This window comes from Paenibacillus sp. FSL P2-0121, from assembly GCF_037975345.1.
In the GTDB taxonomy this organism is placed as follows: domain Bacteria; phylum Bacillota; class Bacilli; order Paenibacillales; family Paenibacillaceae; genus Paenibacillus_AQ; species Paenibacillus_AQ odorifer.
Genome location: NZ_CP150245.1, coordinates 3911233 through 3936442 on the forward strand (window position 1 = coordinate 3911233; position 25210 = coordinate 3936442).

The 25210-nt window shown below is 43.8% G+C and carries 20 protein-coding genes; 4 read left to right on the forward strand and 16 right to left on the reverse strand.

Annotated features, from left to right (window positions below):
• Window positions 1–489 precede the first annotated feature (489 nt).
• Entirely contained in the window at window positions 490–2745 is a 2256-nt protein-coding gene (locus tag MKY54_RS17335) for a DNA topoisomerase 3 (protein WP_339187284.1), read from the reverse strand.
• A 162-nt stretch (window positions 2746–2907) separates the two neighbouring features.
• On the opposite strand from MKY54_RS17335, the gene MKY54_RS17340 reads away from it, so the two are divergent.
• Window positions 2908–3771, forward strand: coding sequence for a pentapeptide repeat-containing protein (locus MKY54_RS17340; protein ID WP_339187285.1), 864 nt, complete (start codon window positions 2908–2910; stop codon window positions 3769–3771).
• A 15-nt stretch (window positions 3772–3786) separates the two neighbouring features.
• On the opposite strand, the gene MKY54_RS17345 is transcribed toward MKY54_RS17340, so the two are convergent.
• The 9 genes from MKY54_RS17345 to pdhA all read right to left on the reverse strand — a co-directional run bounded on the left by MKY54_RS17345 (window position 3787) and on the right by pdhA (window position 15672).
• Window positions 3787–5499, reverse strand: a complete 1713-nt coding sequence (locus tag MKY54_RS17345; protein ID WP_339187287.1) for a proline--tRNA ligase — start codon at window positions 5497–5499, stop codon at window positions 3787–3789.
• A gap of 399 nt (window positions 5500–5898) precedes the next feature.
• Window positions 5899–7386, reverse strand: coding sequence for a glutamate synthase subunit beta (locus MKY54_RS17350; RefSeq protein WP_076130028.1), 1488 nt, complete (start codon window positions 7384–7386; stop codon window positions 5899–5901).
• 235 nt (window positions 7387–7621) lie between these two features.
• Window positions 7622–8113: a dihydrofolate reductase gene (locus MKY54_RS17355; protein ID WP_076130027.1), complete on the reverse strand. Its 492-nt coding sequence runs from the start codon at window positions 8111–8113 to the stop codon at window positions 7622–7624.
• An 81-nt stretch (window positions 8114–8194) separates the two neighbouring features.
• Window positions 8195–9175 carry a thymidylate synthase gene (locus tag MKY54_RS17360; protein WP_076279318.1) on the reverse strand — a complete coding sequence of 327 codons (981 nt, stop codon included), beginning with the start codon at window positions 9173–9175 and terminating at the stop codon, window positions 8195–8197.
• Window positions 9176–9316: 141 nt separating this feature from the next.
• Window positions 9317–10291 (reverse strand): S66 peptidase family protein, encoded by a 975-nt coding sequence (locus MKY54_RS17365; protein WP_076279317.1) that lies wholly within the window; start codon window positions 10289–10291, stop codon window positions 9317–9319.
• Window positions 10292–10443: 152 nt separating this feature from the next.
• Complete coding sequence (gene lpdA / locus MKY54_RS17370) at window positions 10444–11856, reverse strand: dihydrolipoyl dehydrogenase (protein WP_036687684.1); 1413 nt, start codon at window positions 11854–11856, stop codon at window positions 10444–10446.
• A 2-nt stretch (window positions 11857–11858) separates the two neighbouring features.
• A complete protein-coding gene (locus MKY54_RS17375) occupies window positions 11859–13505 on the reverse strand; it encodes a 2-oxo acid dehydrogenase subunit E2 (protein WP_076309790.1) in 1647 nt (548 codons plus the stop codon).
• Window positions 13506–13611: 106 nt separating this feature from the next.
• Entirely contained in the window at window positions 13612–14589 is a 978-nt protein-coding gene (locus tag MKY54_RS17380) for an alpha-ketoacid dehydrogenase subunit beta (RefSeq protein ID WP_038571553.1), read from the reverse strand.
• 15 nt (window positions 14590–14604) lie between these two features.
• Window positions 14605–15672, reverse strand: coding sequence for a pyruvate dehydrogenase (acetyl-transferring) E1 component subunit alpha (gene pdhA, locus MKY54_RS17385; protein WP_038571556.1), 1068 nt, complete (start codon window positions 15670–15672; stop codon window positions 14605–14607).
• Window positions 15673–15937: 265 nt separating this feature from the next.
• On the opposite strand from pdhA, the gene MKY54_RS17390 reads away from it, so the two are divergent.
• Window positions 15938–16669 (forward strand): alpha/beta hydrolase-fold protein, encoded by a 732-nt coding sequence (locus MKY54_RS17390; protein ID WP_076279314.1) that lies wholly within the window; start codon window positions 15938–15940, stop codon window positions 16667–16669.
• 137 nt (window positions 16670–16806) lie between these two features.
• Here MKY54_RS17390 and MKY54_RS17395 read toward each other — a convergent pair whose 3' ends face one another.
• Window positions 16807–17271 carry a low molecular weight protein-tyrosine-phosphatase gene (locus tag MKY54_RS17395; protein WP_339191221.1) on the reverse strand — a complete coding sequence of 155 codons (465 nt, stop codon included), beginning with the start codon at window positions 17269–17271 and terminating at the stop codon, window positions 16807–16809.
• Between the two features lie 165 nt (window positions 17272–17436).
• Here MKY54_RS17395 and MKY54_RS17400 point away from each other — a divergent pair, with 165 nt between their 5' ends.
• The gene (locus MKY54_RS17400; protein ID WP_036687693.1) at window positions 17437–18078 is read left to right on the forward strand and encodes a thiamine diphosphokinase; all 642 of its coding nucleotides are present in this window, start codon (window positions 17437–17439) and stop codon (window positions 18076–18078) included.
• Between the two features lie 294 nt (window positions 18079–18372).
• Window positions 18373–18873, forward strand: coding sequence for a C40 family peptidase (locus MKY54_RS17405; RefSeq protein WP_076128433.1), 501 nt, complete (start codon window positions 18373–18375; stop codon window positions 18871–18873).
• A gap of 45 nt (window positions 18874–18918) precedes the next feature.
• Here MKY54_RS17405 and MKY54_RS17410 read toward each other — a convergent pair whose 3' ends face one another.
• The 5 genes from MKY54_RS17410 to MKY54_RS17430 all read right to left on the reverse strand — a co-directional run bounded on the left by MKY54_RS17410 (window position 18919) and on the right by MKY54_RS17430 (window position 25170).
• A complete protein-coding gene (locus MKY54_RS17410; protein ID WP_076128431.1) occupies window positions 18919–19638 on the reverse strand; it encodes a response regulator transcription factor in 720 nt (239 codons plus the stop codon).
• A gap of 116 nt (window positions 19639–19754) precedes the next feature.
• Window positions 19755–20795, reverse strand: a complete 1041-nt coding sequence (locus tag MKY54_RS17415) for a ThiF family adenylyltransferase (protein WP_339187292.1) — start codon at window positions 20793–20795, stop codon at window positions 19755–19757.
• Window positions 20796–20868: 73 nt separating this feature from the next.
• Window positions 20869–22422, reverse strand: a complete 1554-nt coding sequence (locus tag MKY54_RS17420; protein WP_036687697.1) for an ABC-F family ATP-binding cassette domain-containing protein — start codon at window positions 22420–22422, stop codon at window positions 20869–20871.
• A 114-nt stretch (window positions 22423–22536) separates the two neighbouring features.
• Window positions 22537–24030 (reverse strand): serine/threonine-protein kinase, encoded by a 1494-nt coding sequence (locus MKY54_RS17425; RefSeq protein ID WP_339187295.1) that lies wholly within the window; start codon window positions 24028–24030, stop codon window positions 22537–22539.
• A gap of 123 nt (window positions 24031–24153) precedes the next feature.
• Window positions 24154–25170 carry an SAM-dependent methyltransferase gene (locus tag MKY54_RS17430; RefSeq protein ID WP_076184506.1) on the reverse strand — a complete coding sequence of 339 codons (1017 nt, stop codon included), beginning with the start codon at window positions 25168–25170 and terminating at the stop codon, window positions 24154–24156.
• Window positions 25171–25210 lie beyond the last annotated feature (40 nt).

The window sequence follows — 25210 nt, forward strand, 5'->3', positions numbered from 1 at the left end:
CTAGTAGTGACTATACTGCCCTATCATAATGTAACCTCTGGATTTATCCCGCAGGATAGAAAAAGAGTGAAGATCAGCCCCCTACGTAATCATAATATCTTGTGCGCACAAGTTACTACATCCCGTTTAAGATAGGTATGTCCTACACTCTTTAACTAATGAATTTTATGTGTAAAATATATAGTCTCCCACAGCTGTCACCGAAACCATATCCCATATACGGCGAGTCCGACTAATAGTCTTGACTACGGACCCAGCTGACGCTATTGGCGAATTTATAGCCCTTGGAGCAAGTTTGCGGACTCCAGCGCTGCTATTCTCTCGCAAGCGGTGCATATATAGCCCTTTTCATGCAAATAACGACTATGCGGTCCGATAGCAGTCCAAAAAGGACGTATTCCCGCGTTTAGGGTCATCTGTGTCCGCTAGCGGCTTCGTACATGCAAATGTGATGTAATCACCCATGATCCATACAAACTTCCAGTTAGACTATGACTCCACTGTTAATTGACCCGTATCCATATTATTAAGCACAAGTTTCCCTTCCAGCGGGGTGCCATCTTCGCTCGCAAGCTTCAGCTTACCCGTACGGCCCTTTTCAATCAATGCCTTTACTTGTGTATCTGTAAGGGTACGCCCGTGGTTCTCTTTCCAGATCACGAACTTGCAGCCTTCTTTGTAATGAGAGCAGCCGTAGCCTTTTTTACCCATAAAAATCATCCCGCCACAGCCAGGACGCGGGCAGTTTCCGATAATTTTCGGACCTGAATTTGCTGATTCTTCTTCGTTAGCTGGTTTACGTTTTCTTGGCGCGGCAGGTTTATCGCTGGTTTTACGAGATGTACCTCCACCACTCCGACCTTTAGCCCCTGTGTTCACAGAAGGAGTTTCCCCTTCAAAAGAAGTTTTGGACGCCCGAGACTGCACACGAACCTTGTCCACGATCATGCAGGCAAATCTTTTTACATTCTCCATAAATTGTCCGTCCGACGCCGTTCCTCTTGATATTTCGTTCAAGCGACGTTCCCACTGGCCGGTCATTTCAGGTGAAGTCAACAGCTCGATGCCCGCTCCACGTATCAGTTCAATAGCCGTTCGTCCTTTTTGCGTGATGGCGATTTTTTTGCCTTGCATTTCAATGTATCCGACATTCTTAAGCCGTTCAATGGTTGCAGCACGGGTGGCGGGAGTACCCAGCCCTGAATCCTTCATAGCATCCCGAAGCTCTTCGTCTTCAATCTGCTTTCCGGCACTTTCCATCGCTCTAAGCAGCGTGCCTTCCGTATAGTGTTTTGGCGGCTGTGTATCTTTCTCTTTAACGATTGCGTCACTACAGATCACCTCATCTGCCGGAGCGATTGCGAACGGTTCATTCACTTCAATCTCTTCGTCTTCCTCATCATCCTTGTTTTTTCCCTTGGACGACTTCGCTTTATCTTTTTTCTGGTCCGCGTAAATGACCTTCCAACCGAGACTTAATAATTCCTTAACAGTAGTTTTGAACTTTTCGTCCTCTACATCAGTCATAACCGTATGCACTTTATATTCCGCAGCCGGATAGAACTGTGACAAAAAGCGCCGCACAATCAAATCATACAGCTTTCCCTCATCCGCACTAAGCCCTGTTGCTTTCCGATATGTAGGCAAAATCGCATGGTGATCCTCTACCTTGGAGGGATTGCAGATAAATTTGTTTCCTTTATGAACGAGATTACGATTCGCACCCTTCACCCATTCATCATAAGCCGTCCCTTGGAGCGCAGATAAAGTCTTATGCATCTCCGGAATATTTTGTTCTGTAACATAGTTAGAATTCGTCCGCGGATAGGATATCACCTTATGCTTTTCATATAAGGCTTGTGCGATATCGAGTGTTTTTTTAGCGGAAAAAGCGTACTTCCCATTCGCCTCCCGCTGCAACAGCGTTAAATCATACAGTTTATTCGGGTACTCTTTCGTTTCCTTAACCTCATAAGATTCAATACGTCCCGGTTTTCCTTTGACCTTGGCAGCCAGCGCCTCCGCCTTCTCACCATCAGTGAGGCGGTCACCCTGCCACATACCTTTATAAGTCATTTCATTTTGTGTAAAATGGCCCTCCACCTCAAAAAACTTAAGGGATGAGAACGCCTCAATCGTCTTCTGGCGATCATAAATAAGTGCAAGTACTGGGGTCTGAACTCTCCCCACAGACAGCAGAACATTATGTTTCGTAGTAAATGCACGTGATCCGTTCATACCGATTAACCAATCGGCTTCACTGCGCGCTTTTGCCGCTTTAGTTAGATTCTCGTACTCCGCCCCATCCTTTAGCTCTTGAAAGCCTTTGCGGATTGTCTCTGGTGTCAAATCGGAAATCCACAGCCGTTTCACAGGATGTTCAAGCTTCAAATGCCGCTGAATGAGCGAAAATATATGCTGGCCTTCTCGCCCGGCGTCACAAGAATTTACCAGCAGATCGCTTCGTTTAGCCAGCTCTCCGATTACCTTCAGCTGATCAATGGTCCGCGCATTAGGAACCAGCTTGAATTGGTCCGGAATAATGGGAAGATCATTAATATTCCATTTTTTGTATTTTACATCATATGCATCCGGCTCAGCCAATCCGATTAGATGCCCTATTGCCCATGTAATAATGTACTGCTCCCCTTCAAGATAGGAACGGTAATTTTTAGCCTTTGGTTCTATTGCGGCGGCGATATTCCGCCCCATGTCCGGTTTCTCCGCAATAATAAGTGTCTTCAAAAACATTCGCTCCTTACCTTCTCGTTCTTAAGTCCAAAACAGGTCCAGTACTCTATTATAACATTAACCTCGCTTTTTTTTAATCGACCGGACTTTTCATAATCTTTCGTTTGATTTAAAATAAGTTGGTATAAGCGTTCATATATCGGAGGGAAACAAACCTTGTATGAGAATCACAGATTTACAGAACCTTTTTCAGATCGAAACCTCGCCGCCCTGAAGGCGGATTGTGAGCAGTGCTTTGGCTTGTGTTGTGCCGCATTACCTTTTGCTGCTTCCGTAGATTTCGCTAGAGACAAAGACGCTGGACAGCCCTGTCACAATCTACAGTCGGACTTTCGCTGTGGTGTACATACAGAGCTAAGAGAATTAGGATACCGTGGTTGTACGGTCTATGACTGTTTTGGAGCTGGGCAAAAGATTTCTCAAGTCACTTATGCTGGAGAAGACTGGAGGAAAAATCCGAAAACTGCGAAGCAAATGTTCGAGGTATTTCCGATCATGTGGCATTTGCACGAGCTGCTCTGGTATTTACATGAATCTTTAAACTTAGAAATAACCCGTACAATCCATACGGAGCTGCAAACAGCTCTCGATGAAACGGAACAGCTCACTTTACTTAATCCTGAAGCACTTGCAAAAGTGGATGTTGCCGCTCATCGAGCAAAAATCAATATGTTACTGTTGCAGGTCAGTGAGCTTGTACGAACTGAGGCTCGCCGTAAACTAAAGAAATCAGCGAAGAATTTCAGTCGAGGTGCCGACCTTATGGGAGCTAAGCTCACAGGAGCCGATCTCAGAGGCGCCAATTTGAGAGGAGCCTATTTAATAGCCGCAGACCTTAGGGACGCTAATCTCAGAGGTGCAGACCTTATTGGGGCAGACTTTCGCGATACTGACCTCAGAGGTGCTAATTTAGCAGAAGCTCTCTTTCTCACTCAGGCACAGATCAATGCGGCAAAAGGCAATACTCTCACAAAATTACCAGCAACACTCTCCTGCCCTGATCATTGGCATTCCCATTAAATGAAAAAAGATCATTTATATCAGCTGTGAATAGAATTGTTTGATCCGAGACACAGCTTCCATAATTTCTAAGACTTCTTTCCCCGCTGTGTTTCGGTTCAGATACTCTACTCTTCCCTGTGATGCTTCCTTGCCCACAACAATTGATAGAGGTATCCCGATCAAGCTTGAATCTTTAAATTTCACGCCAGCGCGTTCATCCCTATCATCAATCAGCGTCTCAATACCAAGCTTGGTTAGTTGATCATAGAGATCTTCGGCAACCGTCCGCTGCTCACTATCCTTGACGGACATTATCAAGATATGAACCTGATAAGGTGCCAATGCTGCTGGCCACATTAATCCATCCTCATCATGATGCTGTTCAGCAATAGCGGATAAAAGCCGTGAGATACCAATTCCGTAACAGCCCATAATCATAGGTTGACTTTTGCCTGAAGAATCTAAGTAAGAAGCGCCTAGCTTTTCACTGTATTTAGTACCTAATTTGAAGACATGACCCACTTCAATCCCTTGATGAAAATGCAAAATACCCTCCAAACAATGCGGACAAACTTCACCTTCTGCTACATTCCGAAAATCCCCCACATGCCCAAGCGAAAAATCTCTGCCGGGTACGACATTACGGAAGTGATAATCTTTTTCTCCCGCCCCTGTAATCCCTTGAGTCATATCAGCTACTGCCGCATCTGCTAGGACAGTAAGCGTTAAGCCTACAGGTCCTACAAATCCACTTTCAACGCCCGCTAAGGATTTCACAGACTCGTAGTCAGCAAGCTTAATCTCATTCGTTCCTAAATATTTACTTACCTTTATTTCATTGACTTCATGATCACCCCGGACCAGTACAGCAAAAATCTGTCCGTCACCTTCATAGATTAATGTTTTGATAATCTGGTCTGGCCGGATATCTAGCTCCTGCTCTAGTTGCTCAATTGTGCGCAAATCAGGAGTGAGGAATTTCTCTATCTCCGGTACTTGTATGACAACTTCATTTTTTACAGGCCGCACGGACTCTGCCTGTTCCAGATTGGCCGCATAATCACAAACGGTGCATGCAGCAATCGTATCCTCCCCAATATCAGCCAGCGCCATAAATTCATGACTGCCGCCCTCGCCTCCAATCGCACCGGAATCCGCATGGACAGCACGGAATTTCAATCCACATCGCTCAAATATCCGGTGATAAGCCTCGAACATTTGGATATATGATTTATCTAGACCTTCCAGGTTTGTGTCAAAAGAGTAAGCATCCTTCATCAAAAACTCTCTGCCTCTCAGCAGTCCAAAACGTGGTCGGCGTTCATCTCGGAACTTGGTCTGAATCTGATATACGGTAATAGGAAGCTTTCGATAGGAGCTGATCTCATTCCGTACGAGTGTGGTTACTACTTCCTCATGTGTAGGACCTAGTATGAATTCCCGCTCATGACGATCCCGCAGCGTCATCAGCTCCTTACCGTATACCTCATACCGGCCTGATTCTTTCCAGAGCTCCGCAGGCTGCATAGATGGCATCAATACCTCCTGAGCCCCAGAGACATCCATCTCATGCCGCACAATCGCTTCTATTTTCCGTAAAACTCGTCTGCAAAGCGGTAAATAAGTATACACACCCGCTGCTAATTGGCGGATATATCCCGCACGCAGCAGTAGCTGATGACTGCTTGTCTCCGCCTCTGAAGGTGCCTCACGCAGAGTTGTTAATAAAAGATTACTTTGACGCATATTTGTACCCTCCCTAAAAAATGAACGCTCTAAACGCAAAAAGACACATTCGTCAGGGACGAATGTGTCGTGATACCACCCTTATTTAACCGCCAGCCCGTACATAGTCTACACTTGATTTGGCGATCCTCGATCGAATAACGGCCGATTCCGGCAGCGGTTATACGCTGCAGCTACCCAGGCAGGATACCATCCACACGTATTTGAGGAACCTTTCAGCCGGTGAGTTCCCTCTCTGTTCTAACGCTACTAGGATCGTAAGTCCTTGGTCAATGCTTTTGTCATTTAAATATTGTATTAAATCTATATGAAAATAATATTTCCGTCAAGCGTCAGCTCCAAAAAAAGCCGCTTCTCCAGCAGGTAAACTGCTTTTGAAACGGCTTCTTGAATTAATGCCTAGACAAGAACGCTTGAGCCCATCAGGTATTTATCCACTTCACGTGCAGCTTCGCGCCCTTCATTGATGGCCCAGACCACCAAGCTTTGACCACGACGCATATCGCCAGCAGCAAACACTTTATCCACGTTCGTATTGAATTTGCCGTAACGTGCTTTCACATTGGTACGACGATCAGTCTCCAGGTTAAGCTCCTCAACAATATCTTGCTCCGGTCCATCGAAACCAATAGCGATGAGAGCGAGTTGAGCAGGATATACAGCTTCCGTTCCAGGAACGGGCTGGTAGATTTTACGACCTGTCTCATCCACGATCCGGCGGATCTGCACCGTATGAAGCTCCTTCAAGTTCCCCTCTTCATCCCCAACAAATTTAGTGGTCATGATAGAGAATTCACGCGGATCATCGCCAAAAATAGCTTTCGCTTCTTCTTGCGCATAATCCAAGCTGTACACATTCGGAAATTGTGGCCAAGGATTAGCAATCGGATCCCGTTGCAGAGGCGCTTTTTCATGTGTACCAAATTGAGTGATACTGCCGCAGCCATGACGAAGCGCTGTGGCAACACAGTCAGATCCTGTATCCCCGCCACCCAAGACGATTACATCTTTACCTTCAGCGGATACATAGTTACCATCCTCCAGATTGGAATTCAAGTAACTCTTGATCGTGCCATTTAAATAATCCATGGCATACATAACGCCCTTAAGCTCACTGCCTTCAATGTTGAAACGGCGTGCTTTAGTAGCTCCACCACACAGAACGACCGCATCATACTCATCAACAAGCTGCTGAGCCGGAATGTCTTTACCAATCTCAGTGTTCACTACGAAGTTAATCCCTTCAGCAGCCAGCAAATCTACACGACGTTGTACAACTTTTTTATCAAGCTTCATAGTAGGTATTCCATATGTCAGCAGTCCGCCAATGCGGTCACTGCGCTCAAATACAGTTACAGAATGTCCAGCCTTGTTAAGCTGTGCTGCTGCGGCAAGTCCAGCAGGTCCAGAGCCTACGATTGCAATTTTTTTGCCAGTCCGTTTCTCCGGTGGATTAGGTACAACCCAGCCCTCTTCAAAACCCTTATCAACGATCGCAAGTTCAATTGTTTTGATGGTTACCGGCTGTCCGATCAGGCCCACTGTGCAAGAGCCTTCACAGGGAGCGGGACAAATACTGCCTGTGAATTCAGGAAAGTTGTTTGTCTTATGCAGACGTTCCAGTGCTTCTTTCCAGAGTCCACGATACACCAAGTTATTCCATTCCGGAATTAAATTGTGTACTGGACAACCTGAGGTCCCGCCAGCCATATCAATACCTGTATGGCAATAGGGGGTTCCGCAATCCATACAACGTGCGCCCTGTGTCCGAAGCTCGTCCTCGGATAAATGATGGTGGAATTCTTCCCAGTCCTTTACCCGCTGCTCAGGATCCCGATCACCTGGGAGCTGCCGTTTATACTCCATAAAACCTGTAGGTGTAGACATGTTTACGTTTCCCCCATCCGTTCTCTTCGTGTTGAAGTATAGTACATTGTAGCATATTGCGGCTTCGTATGGTTGTCAGCAACGCAATGAAGTACCTGCACATTCTATTCTATACCTATACATAATCATTTCTAATTTTAATTATAGTAACATTCATCACTTTTGCACAGTAATGGATAAATCTACTGATTATTTGTACTATTTCACATGTTATGTCAGAGAAAACGTTTTATTGCTATTCCGTACGTTCATAAACAAGGAATCGGTAATCATACGGATTCTTCTCATCACGAATTCCCTTGATATTGGAGACCTCTTTCCACATCCTCCAGTCAATCTCAGGAAACCGGGTATCTCCTTCAAAATCCTGTTCGATCTGCGTCAACATCAACTTGTCAGCATACGGCAACATCAACCGGTAAATTTCCGCACCACCGATTACCATCAGCTCATCTTCTTTTCTACCCTCGCTGAGAGCCTCTTCAAGCGTGTGTAGAACCTCTGCACCTTCAGCTGAATAATCAGTATCTCTAGTTAGAATTAGGCTCGTTCTGCCCTTCAAGGGCTTGCCTCCGAGCGAATCCCATGTTTTGCGGCCCATTAGCATTCTTTTGCCCAATGTTTCTGCTTTGAAATAAGCAAAATCCAGCGGCAAATGCCAAGGCATATCGTTATCTTTTCCTATGACATGATTGGCACCCATTGCCCATATTAAGCTAATACTCATGAAGTTCTCTCCTTCCTCCATACTAAAGTAAAAAACTATACTGCCAGAAATAATATTTGCGAATCTTCATTTACAATTACGTTATACTGCGATCGGCGCTTTTATCGAAGGATGCGGATTGTACCCCTCAATGACCAGATCTTCCAGTTCAATATCAAAAATTGATTTCTTCTGTGAATTAATAACCAGTGTAGGCAGTGCTCTTAATTCTCTTGATAATTGCTCTTTCACTTGCTCAACATGGTTTGAATAGATATGCGCATCACTAATGCTGTATACAAACTCGCCTACTTCTAGCCCACATTCGTATGCGATTAAATGCGTAAGCAAAGAGTAAGATGGAATATTGAAGTTTGCCCCGAGAAAAGAGTCCGCACTGCGTTGCAGCAAGTGACAGCTTAGTTTACCATTTGCAACGTAGAACTGGAACATAACGTGGCAGGGCGGTAACGCTGCTTTGCTTCCTTTCGTCCCAGCATTTATAACATCTTCCGGGTTCCATGCGCTGACAATTAAACGCCGAGAATCAGGATTTGTTTTGATCTGATGAATAACGTCTTGTAATTGGTCAATTGATTCGCCAGTTGAAGATGTCCAATTCCGCCATTGCTTACCGTAAACGTTTCCTAGCTCGCCATATTTCGCAGCAAACTCATCATCTTCTAAGACACGATCACAGAATGATTTCATCTCTGCTTGATATAATTGATTAAAATCTTCATCAACTAAACAACGATTCCCGAAGTCTGTCATATCCGTGCCTGCATATTCGTCCGATTCAACCCATCTTTTAAAAGCCCATTCATCCCAAATATGATTATTATTTTTCAATAAATAACGAATGTTGGTATCGCCTTTAATAAACCACAATAACTCACTTGCAATTAAGCGAAACGGTGTACGTTTTGTTGTAAACAGCGGGAAGCCTTTTGATAAATCAAATCGCATCTGATAACCAAATACACTAATTGTACCAGTTCCTGTACGATCTTCTTTTTTCACACCATGATCCAAAATATATTGTAAAAAATTCAAATAGGTTTGTTCTAACTCATTCGTCAAAGTATTGCACCTCCGTAATATTTCACCTCATATATTATATCTGAAAAATCCGATTTTTGTAGAAGGTAAGATAATTTTTAAATATATTTAATAATCGGGTTACCTATTCAATTATAAAGGATTGATTCAGCAATTGTATCTCTACTCTGCTATCCTAAGCTCCACTCTTGCCCCATAAGCCCGAAGGCTTGCTTGTCCACCCACAGGAAAGGTAATCATCGGCGATGTATGTCCAAAGTCCACGTCTGCAATCACAGGAATATCGGATAATTCTTCTTTTGAGCGGATAATTGTGGTAAGTAGCTTCTTTGACATACGCGATTCTTTTTGGAACCTGCCGATCACCAACCCTTTGACCTCTTCAAACTCAGGCTGATGAATTAGGGATTGCAGATCTCGATCAAAGGTTGCAGGTGCTGACTCATAATCATCCTCAATGAACAAGATAGAATTTTTTAAACTTGGCATATACTCTGTTCCCTGCAAAAGATTTAAAGTGCATAAATTGCCACCAATAATCGTTCCTTTCGCTTCCCCATCATTGATAATGAACGGACCTTCATTTTTAATAAATATCCGGTTTTCCTGATCCAGATACCACTCATCATCACTCCAATGCCTGGAAGGCTGCACTAGAATTTCTTTATTGTCCATCATCAGCTTGCGGAAATATTCGATGGTATATTCATTATCGTGGAGCATCGCAAATGTGGAAAAATGCGGTCCGGAGTATGTAACTAATCCTGTTTGAGCATAAATCGCATTACTTAGTGCAGTAATATCCGAATAACCACATAAACGCTTTGGATTCTCTGCAATGATTGAATAATCGATATAACGCAGGAGCTGGTTACTATTGAAGCCCCCAATGGTCGTTAATATTCCTTTCACTTTGGGGTCTAAAAAGGCTTCGTGCAAATCCTCAATTCTCGAATCAATAGAAGAGGAAACAAAATCATCCGTCTCAAAAGAATTTGTTGAAATGGATATCCGAAAACCTAACCGTTCAAGCTGCTCTTTAGCGATTTTTCTTTGCTGAGCATCGATTAATGACAAACTTCTGGAAGGAGAGATAATACGCAGCTCATCTCCAGGCTTTAATTTATCAGCTCTCATCATTGAACCTCCCTATATTTATAAAATACAGATTAAGTAATTGCTCTTCCTCCCAGTATATCTCTTTTCAAAAAAGTGGAAAACACAAAAAAAGGCGGAACGCATTTGCGTCCGCCTTTCTGTTGCCTGCTAGAGCAATTTTTGGAGAAAAATTATTTCATTACATGAATTGGGTGACCTTCAACCAATTCAGCAGCTTCCATGACGATTTCGCCAAGGGTTGGATGCGCATGAATAGTCAAAGCGATATCTTCAAGCGTTGCGCCCATTTCGATTGCCAAACCAAGTTCAGCGATCAAGTTAGAAGCTTCGATACCAACGATTTGAGCTCCCAGTACCAAATTATTCTCGGAGTTAGCAACAATTTTGATGAAGCCTTCTGGGCTGTTCAAAGATACTGCGCGACCATTTCCTGCGAATGGGAATTTGCCGCTTTTCACTTTGTAGCCTTTGTCTTTTGCTTCTTTTTCAGTCAAACCAACGCTTGAACACTCAGGATCTGTAAATACAACAGCTGGGATGACTTTGTAGTCAACAACAGATGTAAGTCCTGCAATTGCTTCAGCAGCGATTTTACCTTCGTAAGAAGCCTTGTGAGCCAAAGCAAGACCTGGAACAACGTCGCCGATAGCGAAGATGGTAGGAATGCTTGTGCGTCCTTGGTGATCAACTTTGATCAATCCGCGCTCGTCGAGCTCAAGACCGATCAGATCCAGACCAAGTTCACCGTCAGTGTTAGGACGACGACCTACAGTAACAAGCAAGTAATCTGCTGTAACTTCTTTGGACTCGCCACCAACAGAGTATTTCACGGTTACTTCTTTGTCGTTCTGAACAGCACTTTCAGCTTTAGCGTTAGTTACGATTTCGATGCCAGTTTTAGCCATGTTTTTCGCAACAAGACGAGTCATATCTTTATCGAAGCCTGGAAGTACAGTATCCAAACCTTCGATGATTGTTACTTTAGTGCCAAATTTAGAGTACATTTGACCAAGCTCGGCACCGATGTATCCACCACCGATTACGATCATGCTCTTCGGAATTTCTGGAAGTTCCAGAGCTTCAGTCGAAGACAGAATACGTCCGCCGAATGGGAAAGGTTTAAGTTCAATTGGACGGGAACCTGTAGCAATGATGCAGTGTTTGAAGCGGTAACGTGGAGATTCATGATCATTGAACACACGTGCTTCTGTGTCGCTGATAAACATGCACTCGCCGTTAAATACTTCAATTTTGTTGCCCTTCATCAAGCTAGTCACACCGCTAGTCATTTTTTTAACTACGCTGTTCTTGAATTCTTGAGTTTTGGCAAAATCCACTTTAACATTCTCAGCTGTAACGCCGAAAACTTCACCATGCTGTGCGGATTCAAATTGATGCGCAGCAGCGATCAAGGCTTTAGAAGGAATACATCCACGGTTCAAACATACACCGCCGAGTTCCGATTTATCCACGATGAGGACTTTTTGGCCGAGCTGGGCGGCACGAATTGCCGCCACATACCCACCAGGACCTGCACCAATGACCAATGTATCAATATCTAGTGAAGCGTCTCCTACTACCATAATTATACCTCCATAACCAGCAGCTCAGGATTATTGAGCAGCGATTTAATGTAGTTCATAAAGTTTTGAGCAGTCGCACCATCGATAATACGGTGGTCAAAGCTGAGTGACAACGCCATTACTGGAGCAACTACGATTTCACCATTTTTCACAACTGCTTTTTCACTGATACGGCCAGTTCCGAGGATAGCCACTTCAGGGAAGTTGATGATTGGAGTAAAGAACATACCGCCAGCAGAACCGATGTTACTGATGGAGATCGTGCTGCCCTTCATTTCGTTAGCAGACAATTTACCGTCACGGCCACGAACGGCCAAGTCAGTGATGCTGCTAGCAATCATCCAAATGCTCTTACGGTCAGCGTCTTTGATAACTGGAACGATCAAACCGTTTGGTGTATCAGTAGCGATACCGATATTGTAGTATTTCTTGTAGACAATTTCGCCTGCTTCTTCATCAATCATAGCATTGAGTGCTGGGAATTGACGGGAAGCTGCAACAAGTGCCTTAACGATGAATGGAAGGTAAGTAACCTTAACGCCTTTTTTCTCAGCAATAGGTTTCATACGTGTACGGAATGCTACCAGTTCAGTAACATCTACTTCATCCATGATGGTTACGTGTGGAGCAGTGTAAGCCGATTTAACCATTGCGTTGGAGATCGCCTTACGAATACCCTTGAATGGTACACGTTCTTCTTCAAGACTAACGTTACCGCTAGCTGCTGCAGGTGCTGCTTTAGCTTCGGTTTTAGCAGCCTTAGGAGCTTCAGACGACGCTGCTGCTGCAGGAGCTGCTGGTGTAGAACCACCTTTCAAGAAGGCTTCTACGTCTTCACGAGTGATTTTACCACCTTTACCAGTTCCGTTCACTTTGGAAATATCCACTTTTTGCTCACGAGCAAATTTGCGAACGCTTGGTGTAGCCAAAACATCGCGGTCAGGAGCTGGTGTTACACTTGCAGATCCGCCTTCTTTAGCATCAGCAGGGCTTGTTGCTGCAGGGGAAGAAGTAGTGTTTGCACTTCCTTTTGCTGCATCGGCTTCAGCAGATGCATGACCTTCTTGTTCAGGAACGTCGCCTTCAGCAGCGATAATAGCTACAACTTCGCCTACGCGGCAAACTTGGCCATCTTTAGTCAGAACTTCCAATACAGTACCATTCACTGGACATGGAACCTCAACTACCGCCTTGTCATTTTGAACTTCCATGATGATGTCATCATCCGTTACCTTGTCACCGGCTTTGATATGCATTTTGATGATTTCACCTTCATGCAGACCTTCACCCAGCTCAGGGAAGCGATATTCAAAATTCGATGCTTTGTTAGATGCTGGAGCAGCTGGTGCAGCTGGCGCTTGAGCAGCAGGAGCTTCAGTAGCAGTACCCTCTTGATCAGGCACGTCACCTTCTGCTTCGATAATAGCCACTACTTCACCGACACGGCATACTTGACCGTCTTTAGTAAGAACTTCCAATACAGTACCGTTTACTGGGCAAGGCACCTCAACTACCGCCTTGTCATTTTGAACTTCCATTACGATATCATCATCCGTTACCTTGTCACCGGCTTTGATATGCATTTTGATGATTTCACCTTCATGCAGACCTTCACCTAGTTCAGGAAATCGGTATTCAAACTTTGCCACTTTGAAAACCTCCTCGTGAAATTGGGACTAACCTTATGATTTAAACTTTATAAGATGAAACAACGTTGTCATCCATATGGATGACAACTGTTTCTCGTAAAAATATTTAGAATTCCAAAACTTTCTTTACGCCTGCAATAATACGTGCAGGGTTTGGAAGCCATGTATCTTCTATTTGTGCGAATGGATACACAGTATCAGGACCTGCGATACGAAGCACAGGTGCTTCCAAGTGCAGTAGTGCTTTTTCATTGATTTGTGCGATAACTTCAGCAGCTACACCCGCACTCTTTTGTGCTTCTTGCACCACGATAGCACGGTTAGTCTTCTTCACAGACGCTACAATAGTATCGATGTCGATCGGACTTACAGTACGAAGGTCGATAATTTCAACATTAACGCCTTCTTTTTCGAGTTGCTCGGCTGCTTTGGTAGCTGTATGTACCATCAGCCCGTAAGTAATGATCGAAACGTCAGAACCTTCACGTACTACGTTCGCTTTACCAAGTTCAACTGTATATTCACCTTCTGGCACTTCAGCACGGAATGCATGATAAAGGTTCAAGTGCTCCATGAAGAAGACAGGGTCATTGTCGCGAATAGACGCGATTAGAAGTCCCTTCGCATCATATGGGTTTGAAGGAATTACAACTTTAATCCCTGGGCTTTGTGCGATCAAACCTTCGAGTGAGTCAGTGTGAAGCTCAGCAGCCTTAACTCCGCCACCAAAAGGAGTACGGAATACTACTGGAGCGTTATATTTACCGCCAGAACGCCAGCGCAAACGTGCTGCTTGAACAACGATTTGATCCAGTGCTTCAAAGATAAAACCTACGAATTGAATTTCAGCAATCGGACGGAAGCCTTGTACACCAAGACCAAATGCCAGACCGCCGATCGCAGACTCAGCTAGTGGTGTATCAAAAATACGATCTTCGCCAAATTCCTTTTGCAGACCTTCAGTTACACGGAAAACGCCACCTACATTACCAACATCCTCTCCGAAGATAAGAACGTTAGGGTCACGATTCAGTTCAACGCGCATCGCGTCGCGAATCGCTTCTTTCATATTCATTTGTGCCATTGCCTGATATCCCCCTTATTCAAAATCGGCTTTTTGCTCTTCCAGATGTTTAGGTGTTACTTCGAACATGCTGTCGATCAAGCCAGGTATTGTCATTTTTTCGGTTTGTTCAGCTTTTTTGATCTGCTCGTTAACAGTAGCTTTCGCTTCATCCTTCACGCGCAGTGTATCTTCTTCAGTCCAAAGACCTTTCTTCTCCAAATACTTGGCAAGACGGGCGATTGGATCCTTTTCACTCCATTGTCCTTCTTCTTCTTTCGAACGATATTTACTTGCATCGTCAGAAAGGGAGTGTGGACGGAAACGGTAAGTTACAGCTTCGATCAATGTAGCACCTTCGCCGTTACGTGCACGTTCTGCAGCATCACGTACAGCACTGATTACTGCAAAGATGTCCATACCGTCAACCTTAATCCCTGGAATACCAGCTGCAACCGCTTTGTGAGCGATCGATTTGGAAGCCGTTTGTTTAGCGAACGGAGTCGTAATCGCATACCCGTTGTTTTGAACAAAGAAGATTACAGGCAGTTTAAAACGACCAGCAAAGTTCAAGCCTTCGTAGAAGTCACCTTCTGAAGAACCGCCATCACCAGTGTAAGTAATTGCAACATTCTTTTGTTTTTTCAATTTGAAGCCCATAGCAATACCAGTAGCGTGCAGGATTTGCGCACCGATGATAATTTGTGGCATCAATACATTAACCCCGTCAGGAATAGCTCCACCATGTTGGTGACCGCGGGAATATAAGAAAGCTTGGTACAATGGAAGTCCGTGCCATACTAGCTGCGGAATATCACGGTAGCCTGGGCATAAGAAGTCTTCTTTCTCCAAAGCGAACTCACTACCAATCATGGTAGCTTCTTGACCGGATACCGGTGCGTAGAAACCAAGGCGACCTTGACGGCCAAGGTTTACTGCACGATCATCCCAAGTACGGGTAAATACCATACGATACATAATTTCTTTCAGTTGATCGTCGGTTAAATCGGGCATCTTATCCTTATTGATAATTTCTCCATCCGGGGAAAGTACCGATAGAGCCTCGACGTCCTCTGTATACACTTCATAAGGAACTTTACTCATTATCTTCACCTCAATAAAAAAATTTGAATATCAGCTGCCTCTGTTATAATATTATTATACACCTGTTTAGTTACTTTCGTCAAAGAAATACTTATAAAATTTATATTCCTTCAAATTTTGTATGTATAACAGGTGAGAAAATTTTATATAACAGTTTAACACTTTTCCAACAAGTAAATGATTAATAACACAGTTACACATTTAATAATTTTAGCGTAACCCTGTGTGTATTGCAAAATTCGACAAGAAAGGTGACGTGACAACGATGAGCGATTCTGTTTTTCTGAAACGCACAATTGTAAAAGAAACGCTTTGGAGTGAACATCTGCAGGAGGAACGTAAATTACGTATCTATCTGCCCCCAGGCTACAATGAAGTTCTGAGTTACCCCGTGGTGTACTGCCAAGACGGAGAAGAATTTTTCAACTTTGGACGCATTGCTACACTTGCTGGACAACTTATTATAGAAGAAGATGTCGAGCCCTTCATTATCGTTGGTGTAGAAGTTAACGTCGCTGTTCGGACTCAAGAATACGCTCCGTTCGGCAGCCGATTCAAGGAGTACCTATCTTGCTTTTCCGAAGAGATTATTCCCTTCATTGAAAAAAATTATCCCGTACGCCGTACACCCGACGAACGAATCTTAGCCGGTGATTCCCTTGGAGGCAGCGTCTCCCTCCATCTCGCTCTTGCTTATCCAGCTATCTTCACACGTATCATCAGCCTATCCGGTGCATTCTATCCCGAATCACAAGCCATGCTGGCTAAAGAAGAAGATCTCTCCTGGCTCAACATTAATATGGTCGTTGGACTGCAGGAAACAGATTACCAGACTGATACAGGGACCTATGATTTTGTTCAGATGAACAGAGAAACAAAAGCATTGCTTGAAGCACGTGGAGCTACCGTATCCTACCGGGAGAAAGACGGTCGTCATCTCTGGGGCTTTTGGCAAAAGGAACTCCCTGAATCTCTACTCTATTTTTTAAACACATAATGCCTTATTGATAGAAGCAAAAAATGAACATCTAAAGAACGTATGTAGATTTCAGCCGTGTTTACGCTTACAGTTTAATCCAGCAAATTTCCTTAATTTACTTTAATACTAATCAGAGAGGCTGGAACCCAACCGGGTTACAGCTTTTCTCTTATCACCATTTCTAGCAAAACATCACAGCCTGCATTGATCAAATCATACACCTGTTCAAAATTACCTGTAAAATAAGGGTCTGGTACTTCTCTCAATTCTTCCTCAGGCAATAAACCCATGAAGAACAAAAGCTTAGCCTCTTCCCCACCAGGAACCTTTCGAACATTCTCTCCATTAGACTTGTCCATGCAGACGATATAATCAAACTTCTGAAAATCCTCGCTACTGACCAAACGCGCTGCCATATTTGCATAACTAATCTTGTTTTGATCAAGTATACGTCTAGTCCCTTCATGCGGTTCCTTACCTATATGCCAATCTCCAGTTCCTGCAGAGTCAACCAGAATCTTATGTGAAAGCTCTCGTTCATCAATCTTATGGCGCAGAACGGCCTCCGCCATTGGTGAGCGACAAATATTACCCAGACAGACAAATAGCACGTTTACGATTTCATTCACCTCCCAATTGTTAAAACATTAGTAAATATGAATTTATGCACATAAAAAATCGCACACTATCATTTTAGCGTTGTCATGGTCAATTGTGCAACTTTTCGATCTGCATTATACTGGGACAGGATAACCAACTAGAGTTTTAGAGGAGGAATGGATGTTATGCCATCCAAACGAGTCGTTATTTTTGCCGGTGGAGAACTATCTCCGGATTATTTCGCTCTATTAGATGAAGAAGATTTTATTATCGGTGCGGACCGGGGTGCATTATTCCTCATCTCACATGGATATATACCAGATATTGCGGTAGGTGATTTTGATTCTGTATCGCCTGAGGCTTTTCAGGATATTCAATCCAAAAGTAAAAAAACAATCACTTGTGACGCCGTGAACAAGGATTTAACCGACAGTGAGATGGCACTCGATATTGCAATGAATCAACAACCTGATTCTATTTTACTATTAGGAGTTACAGGCACTCGAATTGACCACTCTTTAGCCAGCATTCAAATGATGACAAGGGCTCTGCAACGGCAAATCAATTGCTACGTGATGGATTCTAATAACTATGTGACACTTACCGGATCCCAAACAGTCATTGAAGATTTGGGCTACACCTATGTATCTTTGCTTCCATTAACTCCTGAAGTAACAGGGATTACATTAGAAGGATTTCAATATCCTTTGAATGATGCTACTTTAAAGCTAGGGCAATCTCTAGGTGTAAGCAACAAACTGATTTCCTCCACTGGAACAGTTAGAATACGTAGTGGATTATTGCTGATTATTCAGAGCAAAGACTAAATACATAGTGATATAGAAACATCCTTGTAACTTTTGTTTCAAAATTAAAAAGCCGTTAAATCCTTTATATATCAAGGGGTTTACGGCTTATTTTATTGCTCAAAATATCAAGTTATTAATTTTTTGTAACTTTTAATGAATTTTTAATAAAACGTTTACAACCCAGGCCCAGCCTCACTTTATTGCTGCTCTACCAAATTTTATGACATAGATAACCTGCTATACTACGAATCAGGCAAGCAAGACAAGCCAAGCAAGACAGATTGATATACTAACTTTGGAGGTACTTACAACATGAATAAACAACAATGGATAAAAAAAGCGATTGTTATAGGAATGGTTACTACAATGGGCTTAGGAACAATGATGGCAACTGGTGTAGGTGCAACTAAAGTTGAAGCCGCTACGGTGTCCAAAGGACAAAGCGTTGTCAATTTCGGAAAAAACTTTATGGGAACTCCATACAAATTCGGAGCCTCTACTTCTACTACTAAGGTTTTTGACTGCTCTTCCTTTATGAAACATATCTTTAATAAATATAATGTATCATTACCCCGCACAGCTGCGGCTCAATCAAAAGTAGGAACTGCTGTATCCAAAGCTAACCTTCGTGTCGGCGATCTTGTATTCTTCTCCAGCGGCAGCAGAGCAACTGGTAAAAATGTAACTCACGTAGCTGTTTACGCTGGGAACGGTAAAATTCTGCACACTTATGGTAAACCAGGTGTTACGGTTTCTGATCTTAATTCTGGTACATGGAAAAAGACTTATCTAAAGGCTCGCCGCGTACTGTAAACAACAGCTCTATAGTAGAGTCTTTTCTATAAAAGAGAATTAGTCTCAGGATGTGGTGCTGCCTTCGGGCACCCTCATTACATATCCTGTTCCGCGAACAGTATGAATCAACTTGTTCCGGTACCCTTTATCAATTTTTAAGCGGATATGCCTGATGTATACATCTACAACATTGGTATCTGCATGGAATTGATATCCCCATACTTGTTTGAGTATTTCCTCGCGGGAACATATAATCCCTCGATTCGCAGCGAGATAATATAGAAGATCGAATTCTTTATGCGTCATCTTAAGCTCGATCCCTTCACGGGTGACCAGCCTGCGGCTGGGATCGAGCATTAAACCATCTACCTTTAACAGATGTTTTAAATTTCGACGCCGACCCGTGAGGGTTAATAAATTTAGAATTCTACATTTAAATTCACCGGTATGTAGTGGTTTTGTCATGAAATCATTCCCTCCGGCTAAAAAGGCCGCAACTGCTCCGTTACCAGATAATTCTTCGGAAATCACCATGACCGGAAGAATCATTCCCTCATCTCTTACTGCGGAAATGATTTTCCATCCTTCCCATGTTCCCACCTCGCCTAAATCAGCAAGCAGCAATACCGGTTCTACTTCAGAAATGGATAAGCGAAGATCTTCGGGATCTTCGCTTTTTGTTATTTGCAGACCGATATCATTAAACACTTTCGCAATAGCGTCTAGTTCTTCCTCTCCTCTTCCGTTTCCCGCAGACATGTACCATATCATTTGCTCACTCACGAAGATCCCCCGTATCCATCAGACATGCATCAGCATCCCATTAATAGATATAGAATCCCCGGAAAACAAAGAGACCATTCCTATGAAATGGCCTGAAGATCTGTTTATTATGCTTTTTATCCAAAATATCGATGATAAAAGCTACGGGCAGCGGCAATATCCTTCGTTCCATGGATCAATGCCCGGCCATCTGCGAAGATCACCATCCGGTAAGGACCTTCCTTAAAGGAAATTAGATAAGGATTGCTCTCTACCTCACCGTCTCCTAAACGAGACAGACGACTGGCTGTTTCCTGCAAGTTAAGTTTCTGCGGCCGGGCAGGGCGGATCTGTACGGTATCCCTGCCACAAAGCACATCACTTCGTTCCGTATTTAAGGCTGTTAGATAAGGGTAGATCGGATGAGTCCCACAAGATGGACAATTCTCCTTTTTAGCACTTTTCACGCCAATTTCTTGATGTTCATTACGCCATACATCGAAAGTCAGCAGTTTATTTCGTAATTGGTCCTTATGGTTACCGAGAAGCTTTAACGCCTCAGCTGTAGCATTTGCAGTGACCAATTGTACGGCCTGGGGAAGAATACCCGCTGTATCACAGGTATCTCCCCCTAGTGGAACTGTACCTAAAAGACAATGAAGACATGGCGTTTCTCCAGGCAAAATCGTATATGTAATTCCATAGCTTCCTACACAAGCTCCATAAATCCAAGGGATATTATTCTTTTGGGCAATATCATTAATGATGAGACGTGTATCGAAATTATCAGTCCCATCCATAATCAGGTCCACCCCTGAGATGAGTCCTTCCAGCTCTTCCTTCCGCACATCCATAACATGCGCTTCTATGACAACCTCAGAATTAATCTGCTGCAGTCTGTTCTGGGCTGCAATGGCTTTTGGAGCTCGCTCCTGCGCATCCATCTCGGTATATAGCTGTTGGCGCTGCAGGTTACTCCACTCTACATAATCGCGGTCAACGATAAGAACATGCCCAACCCCACAGCGGACTAATGTCTCTGCAATCCCTGTACCTAACGCACCCGCACCAACTACAAGCACTTTTGATTTTGCGAGACCCTGCTGTCCTTCAGTTCCAAACGGCGCGAAACGTATCTGTCGTGAGTATCGATCTTCTCGCCCAGCGTTATGAAACATACATTATCTCCTCCCCATATCCAAAAAGCGGAGAACAGCAGGATGTCTGCTATTCTCCGGATTTATGATTATTCTATACCTGTACAGCTGACCACTGCTCAACATCCCAAATTTTCGTAACCCAATCTTCATAAAAATCAGGTTCATGAGATACAAGCAGGACTGTGCCTTTATATTCTTGCAAAGCGCGCTTCAACTCTGCTTTAGCAATAACGTCAAGGTGATTGGTAGGTTCATCGAACAGTACCCAGTTGCTTTCGCGCATCAAAAGCTTACAAAGTCGCACTTTCGCTTGCTCCCCACCACTCAGCATACTAAGCGGACGTGTAATATGTTCATTTTTTAGGCCACAGCGTGCCAGATGCCCACGAACTTCGTTCTGAGTTAAACTGGAGAATTCATTCCAGACATCCTCAATGGGTGTAAGACTAGCTGCTTTCACTTCTTGTTGGAAATATGCAGGGTTCAGATAATCCCCAAGATAGGTTTTGCCGCTGTATGTTGGGATCACTCCCAGAATTGTCTTCAGCAGTGTCGATTTACCCACACCATTGCAGCCAACAATAGCAATCTTCTCTCCACGTTCAATGACCATGTTTAGCTGTGGCAGCAGCGGACGATCATAACCAATCTCAAAATCAATTCCTTCGAAGACGGTTTTGCCGCTTGCCCGGCTCTCTTTAAACTTAAAGGTCGGCTTAGCAGCTTCTTCAGGACGATCAATTCGGTCCATACGATCAAGCTGCTTCTCACGGCTTTTTGCCCGGCCTGAAGTTGAAGCACGCGCTTTATTCCGCTGGATGAAGTCCTCTTGTTTTTTGATAAAATCTTGTTGCTTCTCATAGGCATCGATATGCTGGTTTTTATTCATCTCCGCCATATCGAGGAATTTCTCATAGTTCGCCGTGTAACGGGTCAATTTACCGAACTCTAAGTGATAAACGACATTAACGACTTTATTCATAAACTCAGTGTCATGGGAAATCAATATAAATGCATATGGGTACTGTTTCAAATAGTTGGTCAGCCAATCGATATGCTCAACATCCAAATAGTTGGTAGGCTCATCAAGCAATAGTACATTGGGTTTCTCCAGTAGCAGCTTCGCCAGCAGCACTTTGGTTCTTTGACCACCGCTGAGAGAAGCAACATCACGATCTAGCCCAATCACGGACAGGCCTAAACCATTGGCCATTTCCTCTACTTTTACATCAATCAGATAGAAATCTCCGATATCCAGTTGTTCCTGAATGTCTCCCATCTGCTCCAGTAGTACTTCTAGTTCCTCAGGCGAAGCATCACCCATCTGCTCTGTGATCTTCAGCATTTCCTGCTCCAACTCAAGCAGTGGCAAAAAAGCGTCCTTTAGAACATCGCGAATCGTTTTGCCCGGTGTAAGAATCGTATGTTGGTCCAAATAACCGTAACGCACCCGAGGGGTCCACTCTACTTTACCATTATCCTTCAAAAGCTTTCCTGTCAAAATGTTCATTAGCGTCGATTTACCAACGCCATTTGCTCCAACAATTCCAACATGTTCTCCTGGTAACAACCGGAAAGACACGTTCTTGAACAATGTCCGATCCCCAAAATTGTGGGAAACGTCTTCTACAGTAAGTAAACTCATAAATTCTCCGCAAGCTCCTGTCTATACTTAAATAATGCGTAAATCAAATCACGTATAAATATATATTTTATCACACTTTAGCGGAACACTGAATTAAATGTTAGTCCCAATAGCCTATCTTAAGAAAAAACCACGGCGTTTTCCATCGTTTCGTTCGCCCTTAATGTCCCCTAACAGCTCAGCAATTACATCTGCCAACTTCCCTTTTTGTAAAAATGGATCTTGCTGACATGGTAAATTATAAACCCTATCTATACCTAAAGAATTTCGCAACAGTTCAACAGATTGGTGTTCAGCAAGTGGTAAACCCACTCTCCATTCCCGTTCAGGCTGCAGCCCCCTTCTCCTAATCCATAATAAAGATTCCTCCAATCGCCAATCGGCGCCAGAAGCAATTAGAATGGGAATATCGCTATGCTTGATTTCTTCCAGCGCTCCATCAAATCCACCCGTGCCCAGATCTAAGACAACAAATTGATAAGCTCCTCTCATAAGCTCTGCTACATCCCCATGGTGAGGTCGCTTCCAGTAATGAACCTTCCTCCAAGAAAATACAGACTCAGAGCTCTCATCAGGAACTGAAGCGCTCTGCACATCAACCATATTGTGCATGCGCTCATAAACCGATGAATCCGGTGATAGATCAACCCAAGCTGTTGAACCGATCTGTGCCAGATAACTGCTAATTGCAAATGAAGTATGTGTTGTTCCAAGTCCCGGCCCTACTCCAAGTAAGGCGATCACTTTAGCCTTCCGTTTATCAACCACTAGGGGCACAGACACTGCTAAAGAATTACCTTCATCCATATCATTCTCCACATGAACCAGTGCTTGAATAACAGCTGTTGCGTCCTGATATCTTTCCTCCGGATGTGGCCGTAATAAACGTCTAATTATAGGAATAAAAGCTGCGGGAACATGGTCACGCAACTTATTTTCCATTCCTGACTCCCAGTGGCTGCATAAGCCTCCGGTAGCCATATATAAAAGCAATGCACCAAGACCATATAAATCAGAAACCGGCTGACTCTGCCCGTTCCCATACTGCTCAGGAGCCGCAAACCCAACTGTACCAAGCTTCACCGTATCTTCAACGATTCCTTTTCTATAATTTCGAGCGATTCCGAAGTCGATTAACATCAATTCTTTTTGCTTAGTTAACATAAGATTAGAGGGCTTTAAATCACGATAAACAATGGGCGGATGATGACCATGTAAATATTGCAGGACTTCTAAAAGCTGTTTAGCTATTTGTAGGATGAACTCACAAGGTAAAGGTCCGGGATTATCCTTCATCAGCTGACTTAAAGTTATCCCTTCAATATAATCCATAACTAAATAAGAATACCCTTCTTTATCCGAAAGATAGTAATCAACAATACGTGGAAGCCGCGGGTGATCCAGACCCATTAGCATCTCCGCTTCCGCCTCAATGTCTGAAGGTAGTTCTTCTGAGCTTACACTTTCTTTTACAGCCCAGCGTTTCCCCTTTAAACGCAGATCCTCCGCAAGATAGACAATACTCATTCCACCTGTTCCAATCTGATCAATAATTCTGTATCTGGCGTCCATTATCTGCCCTACCCCAAGCTTCGATGCAAAATCCACCTGAACTTCCCCCTTTTTCACATAAAAAAAGAGAAAGCTTCCGCCATTAACGTTGTTACCGCAGATTACGATAACGTTAATAACGGGATGCTTTCCCTTAAGATTTTTAAATTAGGATCTAACTTAGTATTTAATCATATAAAGTGTTATTTCGTCACGATTATGAAACAGCTGCTTGGCCCGTTGAATCTGCATACGTTCGCCCTCAAACATTGCAATGATCTCTTTGATCATCGCTAGAGGTTTCTTATGCATCAGCTTTACGGTCACAATCGCTGTTCCGCCTGGGGACAGGCTGTGCAGCAGCCCGGTTACAAGCTTCGCCATCAGCTTAGGACTCCAGCTCATATCACATACAAGCAGATCAAATTCATTATCGCGGAATTTCACTTCTCCGGCATTTTTGCGCAGGATCTTCAGACCCGGGTAATTACGCAGCGATTCATGCATCAAAGCAGGGTCAACCGCTGTTACCTTCATTCCACGCTCCAGCAAGAAAGAAGTCCAGCCCCCTGGAGAGGCACCGATATCAAGCGCATTACGGAAGCTGTAAAAAGGAATAGCGAACTCCTTCTCCGCTTCCATCAGCTTGAACTTAGCACGTGAGATTTGTCCGTCTTCCTTGCGGAAACGGATTGCACCGCCATTCCAGCCGGACAGATTCTCTTCTGGTCTGGACACTCCTGCATATAAGGCATTCCCGTCTGCGTAGACAGAAATGACCCATGCCGGATCTTGTACTGTAAATTCTGCACCCAAGCTCTGCAATTGCTCCTGCAGCCATTCCCGAAGTTCGCCCGGACTTTCCTGCCAGAAGGAAGGATCCCCTTTACGAACATTTAGGGATACTTTCTCCCCCTCTAGCTCACTGCGGCGGCTTAAATACACAGCCAAACGCTGTAACGCATCCATGGTTCCTTCATCCTGAAACTGCACAGGCTGTATATGACGAAGGAAAATGGGCAGATTCTGTGTGAGCAATCGTGATACTTCCTCGGGTTCAGACTGCAAGGTGGCTAGAAAGATTTCTCCCGGCAGCAGCAGCGTACTCTTCACTGCGCCGAACAAGCGCCGAAGCTCTTCCTGAGCATATGGCGCAAAGCCGTGATTAGCTGTACAAATATATCGGGAGTACACCATTTCTTCCGGAGCAGTGGTCTGCTCTTCGTTATCATGTCTT